Raw genomic sequence first — 16,628 nt, 5'->3', positions numbered from 1 at the left:
AGGAGGTACGCCCGCACCCCGGCGACGGGGCCGCCGAGACCGGGGCGCTCCGCCCCGCCGAGCGGCCGGCCGAGGGCGTAGACGGTGGCCTCGGTCGGGCCGTACAGGTTGTAGGCGGTGGTGCCCGGCGCCGCGCGCAGGCTCGTCCAGAGCTGCTGGCCGACGGCCTCGCCGCCCAGCACCAGGACGGCCGGGGCGGCGCCCTCCAGCAGGCCCTCGGCGAGGAGCTGCTCGGCGTAGGACGGGGTGACGTCCATGGCGCCGATGCCCTCCGCGCGCACGTACCGCGCCAGCGCGGCCGGGTCGCGGCGCAGCTCGTCGCCGATCAGGTGCAGCTCGTGCCCGGCGAACAGCCAGAGCAGGCTCTCCAGCGACCCGTCGAAGCAGAGCGAGGCGGTGAGCGCGACGCGCAGTCGGCCGTGCACGGCCTCGGCGGCGGCGATCGGCCCGGCCCGGTGGACGGCCAGCAGGGCGGCGAGGCTGCCGTGCTGGACGACGACGCCCTTGGGTCGGCCGGTGGAGCCGGAGGTGTAGATCAGGTAGGCGGCGTGGCCGGCCGAGGCGCGCGGGGCCGGGTCGGTGTCCGGCCCGGTGGCCTCGGCGAGGGCCAGCACGGGGGTGCCGGCCAGCGCCTCGGGCCGGGGCCAGCCGTCGTCGGTGAGGACGAGGGCGGGGGCCGCGTCGGCGAGAGTGCGGGCGGTGCGGTCGGCCGGGTGGTCGGCGTCCAGCGGCAGGTAGGCCGCGCCGGCCTTGAGCACGGCCAGGGTCGCGATCACGCTCCCGGCCGAGCGCGGCAGGGCGAGGGCGACCACGGACTCGGGTCCGATGCCCCGCCCGATCAGGTGGTGGGCGAGCCGGTTGGCGCGGGCGTTCAGTTCGGCGAAGGTCAGCCGGACCTCGCCGCAGACCAGCGCGACGGCCTCCGGGGTGTGGGCGGCCTGGGCCGCGAAGGCGGCCGGGACCAGCGGGAGTTCGGCCGGCAGGGCGGCGCCGGCGGTCGGGAGCGCGGCGCGCTCCTCGGCCGACAGCAGCTCGATGCGGCCGATCGGCAGCTCGGGCCGGGCGGCCACCGCCGCCAGCAGCCGGCCGAGGCGCACGGCGATCGCCTCGACCGTCTCCCGGTCGAAGAGGTCGGTGGCGAAGTCGATCGCGCACTCCAGGCCGGCGGGCGCGCCGTCCGCGTCGAAGGACTCGCCGAGGCCCACGCTCAGGTCGAACTTGGCGACCGTCCCGGCGGAGGACACCGCCGAGGCGTCCAGGCCGGCCGCGGCGAGCGGCGCCGAGTCGCCCCGGCCCTCCAGCAGCAGCATCACCTGGAAGAGCGGGTGGCGGGCCAGCGAGCGGGCCGGGTTCAGCTCCTCCACCAGGCGTTCGAAGGGCACGTCCTGGTGGGCGTGGGCGTCGAGTTGGGTCTCCCGGACGCGGGCCAGCAGCTCGGTGAAGCTCGGATCGTCGGACGTGTCGGTGCGCAGCACCAGGGTGTTGACGAAGAAGCCGACCAGCTCGTCCAGCGCCTCGTCGCCGCGCCCGGCCACCACCGAGCCGATCGGGATGTCGGTGCCCGCGCCGAGGCGGGTGAGCAGCGCGGCGAGGGCCGCCTGCACGGTCATGAACATCGTCACCCGGTGCCGGCGCGACAACTCGCCGAGAGCGCGGTGGAGTTCCGCGCCGTACGGGACGACGACCCGCTCGCCGCGGTGCGAGGCGGCCGCGCGGCGCGGCCGGTCGACGGGCAGCGACAGCTCCTCGGGCAGGCCGGCCAGCGCCTCGCGCCAGTGGGCGAGCTGGCGGGCGAGCAGGCTCTCCCCGTCCTCCTCCCGGCCGAGCAGTTCGCGCTGCCAGAGCGCGTAGTCGGCGTACTGGACGGGCAGCGGCGCCCACTGCGGGGCCGCGCCGCCGGTGCGGGCCGCGTAGGCCGTGGCGAGGTCGCGCAGCAGCGGGCCCATCGACCAGCCGTCCCCGGCGATGTGGTGCAGGACGAGGGCGAGCAGGTGCTCCCCGGGCCCGGCCGGGATGACGTGGGCGCGGACGGGCAGGTCGGCGGCCAGGTCGAAGGGGCGGGCCGTGCAGCTCGCCGGCTCGGTGCCGGGCGGCAGCAGCTCGACCCGGACGCGGGCCTGCCCGGCGGGCAGGATCCGCTGGTAGGGGGTGCCGTCGAACTCCTCGATCAGGGTGCGCAGGCTCTCGTGCCGGGCGACCACGTCGCCGAGGGCGAGCTCCAGCGCGGCGGCGTCCAGCTCGCCCGCCACGCGCAGGACGAGCGGCAGGTTGTAGAGGGCGCTGGGGCCTTCCATCCGGTCGATCAGCCACAGGCGCTGCTGGGCGAAGGACAGCGGGACGCGCTCCGGGCGTTCGCCCGCCGCGCTCAGCGCCGGTCGCCGCGAGCCGGCGCCCAGGCGGGCGGCCAGCCCGGCCACGCTCGGCGCCTCGAAGACGTCCCGGATCCCCAACTCGGCACCCAGCGCCGCCCGCACCCGGCTGAGCAGCCTGGTGGCGAGCAGCGAGTGGCCGCCCAGGTCGAAGAAGTCGTCGTCGATGCCGACGCCCTCCAGGCCGAGCACCTCCGCGAACAGCCCGCACAGGATCTCCTCCTGCGGGGTGCGCGCCGCCCGGCCGGCCGACAGCGCCCCGAAGTCCGGTGCCGGGAGGGCGGACCGGTCCAGCTTGCCGTTGGCGTTCAGCGGCAGCGCGTCCAGCGGCACGATCGCGGCCGGCAGCATGTAGCCGGGCAGCGTCCGGGCGGCGGTGGCGCGCAGCTCGGCCGGGTCGAGCGGGCCGTCGGCGACCACGTACGCGACCAGGCGCAGCCCGTCCCCGTCGGGCAGGACGGCCGCCTGGAGCACCCGCGGGTGGGCGGTCAGGACGCGCTCGATCTCGCCGGGTTCGATCCGGAAGCCGCGGATCTTCACCTGGTGGTCGGTGCGGCCGAGGTACTCCAGCTCCCCGTCGCGGGTGCGGCGCACCAGGTCCCCGGTGCGGTACATGCGCGCGCCCGGCTCGAACGGGCAGGCGACGAAGCGCTCCGCCGTCAGTCCCGGCCGCGCCAGATAGCCGCGGGCCAGTCCGGCGCCGGCCAGGTACAGCTCCCCCGGCACACCCGCCGGGACGGGGTTGAGGTACTCGTCGAGGACGTGGCAGCGGGTGCCGGCGACGGTCCGTCCGAGGACGGGCCGCCCGGTGGCCTCCAGCGGGTGGGTCAGGGCGTCGACGGTGCACTCGGTCGGGCCGTAGAGGTTGTGGGCGGCGGTGCCCGGGGCCTCGCGCAGCCGCGTCCAGAGCGCCCGGCCGACGGCCTCGCCGCCGAGCAGCACCAGGGCCGGCGCGGGCTCCTCCAGCAGGCCCTCCTCGATCAGCTGCTCGGCGTAGGAGGGCGTCACCTCCAGGACGCCGATGCCCTGCTCGCGCGCGTGGCGGACCAGCGCCCGGGCGTCGCGCCGCACGTCGCCGCCGATCAGGTGCAGCTCGTGGCCGGCGACCAGCCACAGCAGGCCGTCCCAGGAGGCGTCGAAGCAGAGCGAGGCGGTGAGCGCGACCCGCTGCCGGGCGGCCCCGGCCATCACGCCCGCGCGGTGGGCGGCCAGCAGCGCGGCGATGCCGCCGTGCGGCACCACGACGCCCTTGGGGCGGCCGGTGGAGCCGGAGGTGAAGATGACGTAGGCGGCGTCGGCCGCCGTGGCCCGCGGGGCCGGGTCGGTCTGCGGGCCGGCCGGCTGCGCGGCGAGGTCGAGCGCGGGGTGCCCGTCGAGCACCTCGGGCAGCGGCCAGCGGTCGTCGGTGAGCACCAGCGCCGGGCGGGCCTCGGCCAGCATGTGCGCCGTCCGCTCGGCCGGGTACTCGGCGTCCAGCGGCAGGTGGGCGCCGCCGGCCTTGAGCACCGCGAGGACGGCCACCACCGTCTCGGCCGAGCGCGGCAGGGCCAGCGCCACCGCGCGCTCGGGGCCGATGCCCCGGGCGATCAGCGCGTGGGCGAGCCGGTTGGCCCGGGCGTTCAGCTCGGCGAAGGTCAGCGAGAGCTCGCCGCAGACCAGGGCCACCGCGTCCGGCGTGGCCGCGGCCTGCGCCTCGAAGACGGCCGGCACCAGGGGCACCGTCGCGGGCAGCGGGGTGTGGTCGCCCGCCTCCGCGGCCCGCCGCCCGGCGGGCAGGACGTCCAGCTCGGCGACGGACCGCCGGGGATCGGCGGCGACCTGGCGGAGGACCGACTCCAGGGCGGCGGCCAGCTGTTCGGCGCTCCCGCGGTCGAACAGGTCGGTGGCGTACTCCAGGACGCCGGCCAGCCCCGCGGCGGCGCCCTCGGCGCCCTGCCGCTCGACCAGGCGCAGGGTGAGGTCGAAGGTGGCCGTCCCGAAGTCGACCGGCTCCTCCGTCACCGTCACGCCGGGCAGGTCCGGGCCGTCCTCGGCGGCGCCCGCGAAGGCCAGCATCACCTGGAACAGCGGGTGGCGGGCGGTCGACCGGGTCGGGTTCAGCTCCTCCACCAGGCGCTCGAAGGGCACGTCCTGGTGGGCGTGGGCGGCCAGGTCGCTCTCCCGGACCCTCGCCAGCAGCTCGGCGAAGCTCGGGCGGCCGGACAGGTCGGTGCGCAGCACCAGGGTGTTGGCGAAGAAGCCGACCAGCTCCTGCACGGCCTCGTCGAGGCGGCCGGCCAGCGGGGTGCCGATGGGCAGGTCGGTGCCCGCGCCGAAGCGGTGCAGCAGGGTGGCGTACGCGGCCCGCAGGACCATGAAGAGGGTCACGCCGTGCTCGGCGGCGAGCGCGGTGAGCCGGGCGTGCAGGTCGGCGTCGAACTCCAGCGGGACGACCGCGCCGCGGTGGGTGGCGACCGGCGGGCGGGGGCGGTCCAGCGGCAGCGGGAGTTCCTCGGGCGCGCCGGCCAGCGCCTCGCGCCAGTGGGCGAGCTGGCGGGAGAGCGGGCTCTCGGGGTCGTCCTCGTCGCCGAGCAGTTCGTGCTGCCAGAGCGCGTAGTCGGCGTACTGGACGGGCAGCGGCTCCCACGGCGGGGCCTCGCCCGCGAGGCGGGCCCGGTAGGCGTCGGTGAGGTCGCGGTAGAGCGGGCCCAGCGAGGCGCCGTCCCCGGCGATGTGGTGGACGACCAGGACCAGGACGTGTTCCTCGGCCCCCTCGGGCCGCAGGTAGGCGTGGACCGGGAGGTCGGTGGCGAGGTCGAAGGTGTGGCCGGCGAGTTCGTCGCTCGGGCGGTCGGTGACGGTGAGCAGGCCGGTCGCGGGGGCGTCGAGGACGCGCTGGTACGGGGTGCCGTCGTGCTCGCCGAAGACGGTGCGCAGGGCCTCGTGCCGGTGCACGACGTCGCCGAGGGCGGCCTCCAGGGCGGCGGGGTCGAGCGGGCCGCTCAGCCGCAGGGCGAGGGTGACGTTGTAGGTGGCCGAGGGGCCGTCGGCCCGGGCCAGGAACCAGAGCCGGCGCTGGGCGAAGGAGAGCGGCACCCGCTCGGGCCGGGCGGCGGGCCGCAGCGCCGGGCGGGCCGGGGCGGGGGTGCCGGTCGCGCGGTCGGCGAGCCGGTCGGCGAGCCCGGCGACGGTCGGGGCCTGGAAGAGGTCGCCGATGGCGAGTTCGACGCCGAGCTCGGTGCGGGCCCGGCCGACCAGGCGGGTGGCGAGCAGGGAGTGGCCCCCGAGGGCGAAGAAGTCGTCGTCGATGGTGATGTCGTCGATGCCGAGGAGTTCGCCGTACAGCTCGCAGAGCACCCGTTCGCGCTCGTCGCGCGGGGCGCGCCCGGTGTCGTCGGCGGCGAGGTCGGGGGCGGGCAGGGCGCGGCGGTCGACCTTGCCGTTGGCGTTGAGCGGCAGCGCGTCCAGCAGGACGACCACGGCGGGGACCATGTAGCCGGGCAGCACGGTGCCGGCGAAGGCGCGCAGGTCGGCCGGGGTGAGCGAGGCCTCGGCGGTGCAGTAGGCGACCAGCCGGGTGTCGCCGGGGCGGTCCTCGCGGGCGATCACGATGACCTGGCGGACGGCGGGGTGGCGGGACAGCGCCGCCTCGATCTCGCCGAGTTCGATCCGGAAGCCGCGCAGTTTGACCTGCCCGTCGATCCGGCCGAGGAACTCCACGGCGCCGTCGGCGCGCAGCCGCACCAGGTCCCCGGTGCGGTACATCCTCTCGCCGGGCGCGTACGGGCAGGCGACGAAGCGTTCGGCGGTCAGGCCGGGACGGCCCAGGTAGCCGCGGGCCAGGCCGGCGCCGGCGAGGTACAGCTCGCCGGGGACGCCGGGCGGGACGGGGCGCAGCCGGGCGTCGAGGACGTAGCTGCGCATGTTGTCGAGCGGGCCGCCGATCGGCACCCGGGGGCCGTCGAGGTCGGCGGGGGCGAGCGGGTGGTGGGTGGCGAAGGTGGTGGTCTCGGTGGGGCCGTAGACGTGGGCGAGCAGCAGCTCGGGGCAGGCCTCCAGGACCCGGCGCAGCAGCACCCCGGAGGCGGCCTCGCCGCCGGTGCAGACGACGCGCAGGGCGGCGAAGGTCTCCGGGGCCTGCTCCGCGACGAGGTCGAACAGGGCCTTGGTGAGGAAGACGGCGGTGACGTCGTGGCGGGTGGTGACGGCGTACAGGGCGGTGGCGTCGAGGGCGCCGGGCGGGGCGACCACGACGGTGTTGCCGGCCAGCAGCGGCGTCCAGATCTCGTAGGTGGCGGCGTCGAAGGCGTGCGGGGAGTGCAGCAGGACGCGCTGGTGGCGGCCGTCCTGCCAGCGCCGGTCGGCGGCGAGGTCGAGCACGTCGCGGTGGCGCACGGCGACGCCCTTGGGGCGGCCGGTGGAGCCGGAGGTGTACATCGCGTAGGCGAGCTGGTCCGGGTGGACGGGCACGCCGGGGCGGTGGGCCGGGGCGCCGGCCTCGTCGCCGGGGCGGACCACGGCGGCGCCGTGCGGGAAGCCCGGGTCGGCGCGGTCGGTGAGCAGCACGGGGGCGCCGGTGTCGGCGAGCACGCCGGTCATCCGCTCGGGCGGCAGGCCGGGGTGCATGGGGACGTAGCAGCCGCCGGCCTTGAGGACGGCCAGGGTGGCGACGACGACGTCGGCGGAGCGCTCCATCAGCATCGCGACGGGGGTCTCGGGGCCGACGCCGAGGGCGGTGAGGTGGTGGGCGAGGCGGTTGGCGCGGGTGTCGAGTTCGGTGTAGGTCAGGGTGCCGCCGTCGTGGACGAGGGCGGTGGCGTGCGGGGTGCGGTCGGCCCGGCGCTCGAAGGACTCGACGAGGGTGCCGCTCCACCGGGGGGCGTCGGTGGCGTTCCACTCGACGAGGATGCGGGTGCGCTCCTCGGGGGCGAGCACGTCCAGGGTGGCGATGGGCGCCTGCGGGTCGGCGGCGGCGCCGGCCAGCAGCCGGCCGAGCCGGTCGGCGAGGGCGGTGACGGTGGCGCGGTCGTAGAGGTCGGCGGCGTACTCGATCGAGCCGGTGAGCCCGGCGGGGGCGCCGTCCGGGCCGTGCTGTTCGGCGATGCCGATGTTGAGGTCGAACTTGGCGACGCGCAGGCCGATCGGTTCCGGTGCGCTCTCCAGCCCGGGCAGGTCGGGTGCGGCGTCCTGCCCGTGGTTCTGCAGCACCAGCAGGGTCTGGAACAGCGGGTGGCGGCCGAGCGCGCGGGGCGGGTTGAGCTCCTCGACGAGGCGCTCGAAGGGGAGGTCCTGGTGGGCGAAGGCGTCGAGCTGGGCCTCCCGGACCCGGCCGAGCAACTCGGCGAAGCTCGGGTCGCCGGACGTGTCTGCCCTCAGCACCAGGGAGTTGACGAAGAAGCCGACCAGGTCGTCCAGGGCCTCGTCGGCGCGCCCGGCGACGCCGGTGCCGAGCGGGATGTCGGTGCCGGCGCCGAGCCGGGTGAACAGGGCGGCCAGGCCGGCCTGGAGGACGGTGAACAGGGTGGTGCGGTGGGTGCGGGCGAGGGTGAGCAGGGCGGTGTGCAGACCGGCGTCCCAGGCGACGTCGACGGAGTCGGCGGCGCCGGTGGGGGCGGGCGGTCGGGGGCGGTCGGTCGGCAGCTCCAGTTCCTCCGGCAGACCCGCCAACGCGGTTCGCCAGTAGTCGAGTTGACGGACGAGCAGGCTCTCGGGGTCGCGCTCGTCGCCGAGCAGATCGCGCTGCCAGAGCGCGTAGTCGGCGTACTGGATCGGCAGCGGCTCCCACGACGGGGCGTCGCCGGCGAGGCGGGCCCGGTAGGCCTCGGCGAGGTCGCGCAGCAGGGGGCCGAGCGACCAACCGTCGCCGGCGATGTGGTGGAGCACGACGAGCAGCACGTGCTCGGTCGGTGAGAGGGTGAACACCGTGACCCGGATGGGCAGTTCGCGGCTCAGGTCGAAGGTCTCGGCGGCGGCCGCGTCCCGGTGGGCGGGGTAGTCGGCCGGTGCGCGGTCCAGCACCAGGAAGCGCGGCCGCGCCTCCTCGGCGGGCAGGATCCGCTGCACCGGGACTCCCCCGACCACCGGGAACACCGTGCGGAGGGCCTCGTGCCGGGCGACCACGTCCGCCGTCGCGACGCGCAGCGCGGCGGTGTCGAGCTCGCCGCGCAGGCGCAGGGCGAACGGCAGGTTGTACAGCGCGGTCGGCCCCTCGATCTGGTCGATCAGCCAGAGACGCTGTTGGGCGTACGAAACCGGGATCACGGTGCTTCCTCTACTCACGTCACGGCACGGCACGGGGTGTTCGGGATGGGGACGGTCGGTCGGCGGTCAGACGGCGGCCAGGTCCGGGCGGACGCTGGGCCGGCAGTCCAGGACGTCGACCGGCTGTCCCATCGAGACGGCGATCCTGCGGTCGCCGCGGTACGGGTCCCGGCCGTGTGCGCAGAGCACGTTGTCGACCAGCATCACGTCGCCGACCTGCCACCGCTCGCGAACGGTCGCGGCGTGGTACGCCTCGTTGAGGGCGTCGACGTCGGCGCTTCCGAGCGGTTCGGCGTCACCGAATCCGGTGTTGAACGGCAGGCCGTCCGGGCCGAACTCCTCGGTCATCGCCTCGTGGATGTCCGGGTCGAGCGACCACTCGTTCCAGAACGCGAGGTGGTTGAACCAGACCTCCTCACCCGTGCGCGGGTGGTGGATGGTGGCGGGGCGCAGCTGGCTGGTGCGCAGGTTGCCGTCCGGGCGCCACTCGCAGGTGATGCCGTTCTCCCGGCAGTAGGCCTCGACCTCGGCGGGGTCCTCGGTGGCGAAGGCGGTGCGCCAGCCGAGGGAGACGTAGTCCGAGTAGGCGCGGGTGAGCGTCCAGCCGGAGGTCCGCCCCCGCTCGACCAGGTGTGCCGGCAGGTGGTCGAGCACCTTGCGGCAGTCGGCGGTCGGGGTGGCCCCGCCCTCCTCGGGGGCGATCAGGCAGGCGAAGAGCAGCCGGCCGGGGAACGTGAGGGTGTAGCTGTTCTCGTTGTGCATCCGGATCGGCTGGGCCGGCGGCAGGTCGGTCGAGGAGAAGACCCCGTTGCCGTAGTCGCTGCGCGGGGTGGCCTTCTCGCGGTAGGGGGTGCGCTCGGGGATGAGCACGTCGCGCACGGCCGCGACGTCCTCGGTGCTCGCGACCGGCAGGCCGCGCAGGAAGATCGTGCCGTGGCGGTGCAGGGCGTCGGTGAGCTCGGTCTCGTTCTCCCGCAGCCAGTCGCAGGCCTCGCCCAGGTCGGCGGTGCGCGGGGCGTGGGCGAGGGCCGGGCGGCCGGGGTTCAGTTCCCAGGTCGGCATGGTGGCGCTCACTGGTGGGCGAGGGAGGCGACCAGGCTGGCGGGCCTGATGTCGGTCCAGTTGGCCTCGATGTAGTCGAGGCAGCCCTGGCGGGTGTCCTCGCCGTGGACGGTGGTCCAGCCGGCGGGCACGTCGATCCAGACCGGCCAGAGGGAGTGCTGGTTCTCGTCGTTGGCCAGGACCAGGTAGCCGGCGTTGTCGTCCTCGAACGGGTTGCTCATGGTGTCCTCCTTGGGTTGATTCGAAGGTACGGGCGGCCCGGGGCCCGCAACGGCAGGAGGCGAGGCAGGTACGCGGCAGTTCGGTGCGGGTGGCTGCCGCCGTCGGACGGTCAGCGCGGGAGGAGGCGGACCGGGAAGCGGTCCAGGCCGAAGTTGATGATCGAGCGGTTGTGGGTGACCGGCCCGGTCGGCTCGATGACGGCGACGCGTTCCAGCATCGCCGTGAACAGGGCGCCGAGTTCGGCCTTGGCCAGCGGTGCGCCGATGCAGTAGTGGGCGCCGAGGCCGAGGGCGAGGTGCTTGTTGGGGCTGCGGTCGAGCAGGATCTCCTCGGGCCGGTCGAAGACCTCCGGGTCCCGGTTGGCGGACCACACCCAGACGGCGACCCGGTCGCCGCGCCGGATGGTGTGGCCGTCGAGTTCGGTGTCCCGGCTCGCGGTGCGCAGGGTGTGCAGCCCGACCGAGGTCCAGCGCAGGAGTTCGTCCAGGGCCGAGTCCATGCCGACCTCGCCGCGCTGCAGCTTCCGCCACAGTTCCGGGTGCCGGGTGAGGGTGTGCAGGCCCATGGCGGCGGTGTGACGGACCGTCTGGACGCCGCCGACCACGATGTTGTCCAGGTTGAGCACGACGTCCTCGACCGGCAGCAGCTTGCCGCCGACCCGGTAGGTCGCCATCTTGCTGATCAGGTCGTCCCTCGGGTCCGTCCGGCGCAGCATCACCTGGTGCAGCAGGTACGGGATGAGCTGCTGGTGGCCGGCCCGGCGCTCCTCGGGGGTGTTGCCGAGGAACGCGACGTCGCAGACCCGTTCGACCATCTCGCGGTCCTGCTCGGGGACGTCCAGGAGGTCGCACATGACGGACAGCGGGAGGGCGGAGACGGCGTCGACGAGGTCGACCTCGCCCAGTTCGACGGCCTTCTCGACGATCGAGGCGGCGAGGTCGGTGATGCCGCGGGCGGCGCCGCGCACCGGGCCGGGGGCGAAGAACGGGTTGGCGGGGGCGCGCAGTTCGCGGTGCCGGGGCGGGTCGGTGAGGGCCATCATCCGGCCGGAGCCGACCGGGACGTTGCCCTCGCCGGCGCCGAGCAGCGAGCCCTGTTCGGAGCTGTAGAGGGCGGCGTTGCGCAGCACCTCGGCGGAGTGCCGGTAGGAGAGCACCGACCAGACCTGCCCGTCGTCGACGGTGTCGGTGCGGTGGACGGCGGACTCCCGGCGCAGCTCCGCGACCAGCGCGGGGGTGTCGGGGCGGGCCCACAGGTCGGGGTCGGTGAGGTCGACCGCGGTGGTGGTTGGCATCAGTGCTCCGTCGTGGACTGGTGGGCGGCGCCGGGCCGCGCGATGAGGGAGGAGAGCAGGTCGACCGGGCCGGGCCCGTCGACGGTGGCGAGCAGGTGGCCGCCGGGGACGACGTGGTGGCCGGAGCCGCCGCGGGTGTGGGCGGCCCAGCCTTCGAGGCCGCCCACGGCGAGGAGGGGGTCCTCGACGCCGACGACGGTGTGCAGGGCGGAGCCGATCGGCGGGTGGGGCCGGGGCCGGTAGGTGTCGACCACGGCCAGGTCGGTGCGGATGCCGCGCAGCGCGTTCTCCTTCAGGTCGGCGTCGCCCTCGACGAGTTCGCCCATCCCGGCCAGCCGCAGCAGTTCGTCGGCGGTGTGCCGGGGGCGGTCCGCCCCGGCCCAGGCGGCGGGCGGCGAGGCGGCGGCGGCGACGACCAGCTCGGGGCGCCGCTCGGCGGGCAGCGCCCGGGCGACCTCGTAGCCGAGGAGGGCGCCGAAGCTCTGCCCGTAGAAGCCGAACCGGCCGGTCAGGTGCGGGGTGAGGGCCTCCAGGACGGCGTCGACCAGCAGGTCGAAGCTCGCGGGCATCGGGTGGCCGAGCCGGCCGCCGCGGGCCGGCGGTCGCAGTGCCCAGACCTCGGCGGCCGGGGCGAGGGCGCGGGCGAGCGGGGTGTAGGCGGTGGCGTCGCCCCCGGCGTGCGGAAAGCAGAACAGCCGGTAGGGGCGGTGGGGTTGGGGCGCGGGGACGAACAGCCAGTCCCCCTCGACGCGGGGCCGTACCCGCAGTGCGGCGGTCATGCGCCGGCCGCCCGGGCGCGGGCGGTCAGGGCGGGCCGGGGGGCGGCGGTGCCGGCCGCGGCGGCCTGCCCGACGGTGGCGGTGAAGGCGGCCAGGTCGGCGGAGTCGAGCAGGTGGCGCAGCTGGAGTTCGATGCCGAGCCGGCGGCGCAGCAGGTGGACGACCCAGCGTGACCAGGCCGAGGAGCTGGCCCGGCGCGCCGCCCGGCTGCGCGAGGAGGTCCTCGGCCACGACGCGCTGATCGACCGGGACGCCGTCTGGCAGCTCAAGCGCGAGGCCCTGGAGCTGCTGCACGAGGTGCCGCGCGGCCCCGGCCGCCAGGCCGAGTACGAGGCGTACCTGCGCCGTGAGGGCGAGTGGCTGCGCCGGCACGCCCTGTGGAACGCCCTCGCCGAGGAGCACGGCCCGGACCGGCAGCACTGGCCGAAGGGCCTGCGTCACCCGGACGGCCCCCAGGTCGAGCAGGCGGAGAAGGAGCTCGCGGAGCGGGTCGAGTTCCACCGCTGGCTCGCCTGGCAGGTCGACCAGCAGCTCGCCCACGCCCAGCGGGCGGCCCGTGAGGCCGGCATGCCGGTCGGTCTGATCCACGACCTGGCCGTGGGCGTCCATCCGGACGGCGCGGACGCCTGGGCGCTGCAGGACGTGCTGGCCGACGGCATCTCGGTCGGTGCCCCGCCGGACGCCTTCAACGCCCACGGCCAGGACTGGGGCCTGCCGCCCTGGCGCCCGGACGCGCTCGCCGAGGCCGGCTACGCCCCGTTCGCGGAGCTGCTGCGGGCCACCGCCCGGCACGCCGGCGCGCTGCGGATCGACCATGTCATGGGCCTGTTCCGGCTCTGGTGGGTGCCGAAGGGCCATCCGCCGACCGAGGGCGCGTACGTGCGCTACGACGCGGAGGCGATGCTCGGGGTGCTGGCGCTGGAGGCGCACCGGGCCGGTACGGCGGTGATCGGCGAGGACCTCGGCACGGTGGAGCCGGGCGTGCGGGAGGAGCTGGCGGAGCGCGGGGTGCTGGGCACGTCCGTCCTCTGGTTCGAGCGGGACTGGCAGGCCGGCGGGGCGATCCTCGGCCCGGACCGCTGGCGGCCGGGCTGCCTGGCCACCCTCACCACCCACGACCTGCCCAGCACCGCGGCCCGGCTCTCCGGCGAGCACGTCGAGCTGCGGCACCGGCTGGGCCTGCTGGCCCGGCCGCTGGGGGAGGAGCAGGAGCAGGCGGCGGCGGAGCTGGCGGACTGGCGGGCCGAGCTGGCCGGGCTGGGGCTGCTCGGCCCGGACGAGCCGCTGACGATGCCCGTGCTGTACCGCTTCCTGCGGGCCACCCCGGCGGAGCTGGTCGGGGTCTGGCTGCCGGACCTGGTCGGCGACCCGCGCCCGCAGAACCTGCCCGGCACCTGGGACCAGTACCCGAACTGGCGCCTGCCGGTCGCCGACGGCTCCGGCGGGCCGGTCACCCTGGAACGCCTCGCCACCGCCCCCGCCGCCGGCCTGCTGGCCCAGCTGCTCGCCGTGCCCGACTCCGTCAGGCGGACCCCGACGCGCGCCGTCCCGTAAGCGGCGGGTAAGTTGGAAACGTGGACAAGAGGAACGCTTTGCGAGCCGGCGCGGTCTGCGCAACGGTCACGCTGATGATGCTGCTGTCGTCGCCCGCCATGGCCTTCACCAGGGACGACGGTGACGACCCGGGTTCCGGCCTGAGTGTCGGTGAGACCATCGGCCTGTACGTGGTGGTCCCGCTCGTCTCCTTCGCGATCATCGCCGCTCTGGCCGCTCTGCCGTACGGCAGCAAGGCCAAGAAGAACTAACTCCTCGTAGAGGCGACCGCCGCGTCCACCAGGACGGGCACGACGTCCACCAGGACCCGCACGACCCCGAAGGGGCGCCGGACGATCCCGTCCGGCGCCCCTTCGGGCTTATCCGCGCACCGTCAGCGGGCCCCCGCCGCACGGTCGGCGTCCTGGGCCTTGAGGGCGCGCTCGACGCCCGCCCGCGCCTCGACGACCTGGCGCCGCAGCGACGGCGCCGGCTCGGCCGAGGCCAGCCACGCGTCCGTGGCCTCCAGGGTCGCGGCCGTCACCTGCAGGGCCGGGTACAGCCCGACGATGATCTGCTGCGAGATCTCGTGGCTGCGGCTCTCCCAGACGCCCTTGACCGCCGCGAAGTACTTCGCCGCGTACGGTGCGAGCAGCTCGCGCTGGTCGGACTGCTGGAAGCCGGCGATGACGGCCTCCTGCACATAGTTCGTCAGCTTGTCGGACTCCACCACCGACGCCCAGGCCTGCGCCTTGGCCTCGGCGGTCGGCCGGGCGGCGCGGCAGGTGGCCGCGTGCTCCTGGCCGGCCGCGGTGTTGTCCCGCTCCAGCTCGGCGGCGATGGCGGCCTCGTCGGCCCGCCCGGTGGCGGCGAGGCGCACCAGCAGGGTCCAGCGCAGCTCGGTGTCGACCGCGAGGCCCTTGATCTCGACCGAGCCGTCCAGCAGCCCGGCGAGCAGGCCCAGCTGACCGTCCGTACGGGCGACCGAGGCGAGGGCGCGGGCCCAGGCCAGCTGGTGGTCGCTGCCGGGCTCGGCGGCGCGCAGGTGCTCCTCCGCGGCGGCGGCCCAGCGGTCGAGGCCCTGCTCGCGCCACCGCGGGTCGGTGTAGGCGTCGAGGGCGAGCTTGACCTGGCGGTGCACGGACTGCACCACACCGATGTCGCTCTCGCGCCCGATGCCGGACAGCGCCAGCGCCAGGTAGTCGCGGGCGGCCAGCTCGCCGTCGCGGGTCATGTCCCAGGCGGAGGCCCAGCACAGCGCGCGCGGCAGCGAGTCGGCGAAGCCGCCGAGGTGCTCGGTGACGACGGCCAGCGAGTCCTCGTCGAGCCGGATCTTGGCGTACGAGAGGTCGTCGTCGTTCAGCAGCACGACGGCCGGGCGGTGGCGGCCGACCAGCTCCGGCACCTCGGTGCGCGGGCCGTCGACGTCCAGCTCGATCCGGTCGGTGCGCACCAGCGCGTCGCCGTTCAGCTCGTACAGGCCGATCGCGATGCGGTGCGGCCGCAGCACGGCCTCGCCCTTGGCGCCGGCGGGCAGCGCGGGGGCCTCCTGGAGCACCGCGAAGGACTCGATGTCGCCGTCGGTGTTCACCGTGATCGAGGGCCGCAGCACGTTGATGCCGGCGGTCTCCAGCCAGGCCTTGGACCAGGCCTTGAGGTCGCGGCCGCTGGCCTCCTCCAGGGCGCCGAGCAGGTCGCTGAGCCGGGTGTTGCCCCAGGCGTGGCGCTTGAAGTACGCCCGCACGCCCTGGAAGAAGGCGTCCTGGCCGACGTACGCCACCAGCTGCTTGAGCACCGAGGCGCCCTTGGCGTAGGTGATGCCGTCGAAGTTGACCTGGACGTCCTCCAGGTCGTTGATCTCCGCCATGATCGGGTGGGTGGACGGCAGCTGGTCCTGCCGGTACGCCCAGGTCTTCATCTGGTTGGCGAAGGTGGTCCAGGAGTGCGGCCACTTGGAGCCGGGGGCCTCGGCCTGGCAGACCGCCTCGGCGTAGGTCGCGAAGGACTCGTTCAGCCAGAGGTCGTTCCACCACTCCATGGTGACGAGGTCGCCGAACCACATGTGGGCGAGCTCGTGCAGGATCGTCGCGGCGCGGGCCTCGTAGGCGGCGTCGGTGACCTTGGAGCGGAACACGTACTGGTCGCGCAGGGTGACAGCACCCGCGTTCTCCATCGCGCCGGCGTTGAACTCCGGGACGAAGAGCTGGTCGTACTTGGCGAACGGGTACGGGAAGTCGAACTTCTCCTGGAAGAAGTCGAAGCCCTGCTTGGTGACCTCGAAGACGGCCTCCGGGTCCAGGAACTCGCGCAGCGAGGGCCGGCAGTAGACGCCCAGCGGCACCTTCTGCTCGCCGTTCTCGTAGGTGTCGAAGACCCCGACGTACGGGCCGGCGACGAGCGCGGTGATGTAGCTGGAGATCCGGCCGGTGGGCTCGAAGGTCCAGACCCGGGTGTCGCCCTCGCCGACCGGCTCCGGGGTCGGCGAGTTGGAGACCACGACCCAGCCGTTCGGCGCGGTCACGGTGAACGCGAACGCGGCCTTCAGGTCGGGCTGCTCGAAGTTGGCGAAGACCCGGCGGGCGTCCGGTACCTCGAACTGGGTGTACAGGTAGGTCTCGCCGTCGACCGGGTCGACGAACCGGTGCAGGCCCTCACCGGTGTTGGTGTACTCGCAGGTCGCGACGACCCGCAGCTCGTTCTCGGCCGCCAGGCCCGGCAGCGGGATGCGGCTGTCGGCGAAGCTCGCCGGGTCGAGCCGCACGCCGTTGAGGACGACCTCCTCGACGCTCGGGGCGACGAGGTCGATGAAGGTCTCCGCGCCGGGGGTGGTGGCGGTGAACCGGACCACGGTGGTGGACCGGAAGGTACCGCCTTCACGGGCCGAACCGAGGTCGAGCTCGATGTCGTACGCGTCCACGTGGAGGAGGTCGGCCCGGGTGCGGGCCTCCTCACGGGTCAGGTTTGTGCCGGGCACTCGCTGCACTCCTTTGTCAGACTGATGCTCCGAATCCTCGCACGTCCAACGGACGGGGCGGCCGAAAAATCGCGGGCGGGGCGGGCCCGGGCGATCAGCCCGTTCCCGCCCCGCCCGCGTGGCCCGCGACGAGGGGTCATGCCCCGGTCGTCACC

7 protein-coding genes and 1 pseudogene are annotated in these 16,628 nt (G+C 75.2%); 2 read left to right on the top strand and 6 right to left on the bottom strand.

The window, feature by feature from the left end; all coding sequences use genetic code 11:
• The 5 genes and pseudogenes from ACIQOV_RS03805 to ACIQOV_RS03785 all read right to left on the bottom strand — a co-directional run.
• A partial coding sequence (locus ACIQOV_RS03805; protein ID WP_401044493.1) for an amino acid adenylation domain-containing protein occupies window positions 1-8,609 on the bottom strand: 8,609 nt, incomplete at its 3' end.
• Between the two features lie 66 nt (window positions 8,610-8,675).
• On the bottom strand, window positions 8,676-9,671 hold the full coding sequence (locus ACIQOV_RS03800) for a TauD/TfdA family dioxygenase (RefSeq protein ID WP_359898259.1): 996 nt from the start codon (window positions 9,669-9,671) through the stop codon (window positions 8,676-8,678).
• Between the two features lie 8 nt (window positions 9,672-9,679).
• A complete protein-coding gene (locus ACIQOV_RS03795; RefSeq protein ID WP_189922088.1) occupies window positions 9,680-9,892 on the bottom strand; it encodes an MbtH family protein in 213 nt (70 codons plus the stop codon).
• Window positions 9,893-10,002: 110 nt separating this feature from the next.
• Window positions 10,003-11,187 carry a cytochrome P450 gene (locus tag ACIQOV_RS03790; RefSeq protein ID WP_401044488.1) on the bottom strand — a complete coding sequence of 395 codons (1,185 nt, stop codon included), beginning with the start codon at window positions 11,185-11,187 and terminating at the stop codon, window positions 10,003-10,005.
• A pseudogene (locus tag ACIQOV_RS03785) lies at window positions 11,187-11,825 on the bottom strand (thioesterase II family protein); the annotation flags it as partial. The pseudogene ACIQOV_RS03785 and the gene ACIQOV_RS03790, both read right to left, overlap by 1 nt.
• Between ACIQOV_RS03785 and malQ the strand changes: the two are divergent.
• On the top strand, window positions 11,760-13,520 hold the full coding sequence (gene malQ, locus ACIQOV_RS03780) for a 4-alpha-glucanotransferase (protein WP_401044485.1): 1,761 nt from the start codon (window positions 11,760-11,762) through the stop codon (window positions 13,518-13,520). The pseudogene ACIQOV_RS03785 and the gene malQ overlap by 66 nt on opposite strands.
• A 74-nt stretch (window positions 13,521-13,594) precedes the next feature.
• Window positions 13,595-13,771 carry a hypothetical protein gene (locus tag ACIQOV_RS03775; RefSeq protein WP_401044483.1) on the top strand — a complete coding sequence of 59 codons (177 nt, stop codon included), beginning with the start codon at window positions 13,595-13,597 and terminating at the stop codon, window positions 13,769-13,771.
• Between the two features lie 122 nt (window positions 13,772-13,893).
• Here ACIQOV_RS03775 and pepN read toward each other — a convergent pair whose 3' ends face one another.
• On the bottom strand, window positions 13,894-16,473 hold the full coding sequence (pepN, locus tag ACIQOV_RS03770) for an aminopeptidase N (RefSeq protein WP_401044480.1): 2,580 nt from the start codon (window positions 16,471-16,473) through the stop codon (window positions 13,894-13,896).
• Window positions 16,474-16,628: the final 155 nt, after the last annotated feature.

The sequence above is a fragment of the Kitasatospora sp. NPDC091257 genome (genome assembly GCF_044757675.1).
Classification (GTDB): Bacteria; Actinomycetota; Actinomycetes; order Streptomycetales; family Streptomycetaceae; genus Kitasatospora; species Kitasatospora lactacystinica.
The sequence above is the reverse complement of the archived record's forward strand: the minus strand, read 5'-3'. Positions and strand labels throughout refer to the sequence as shown.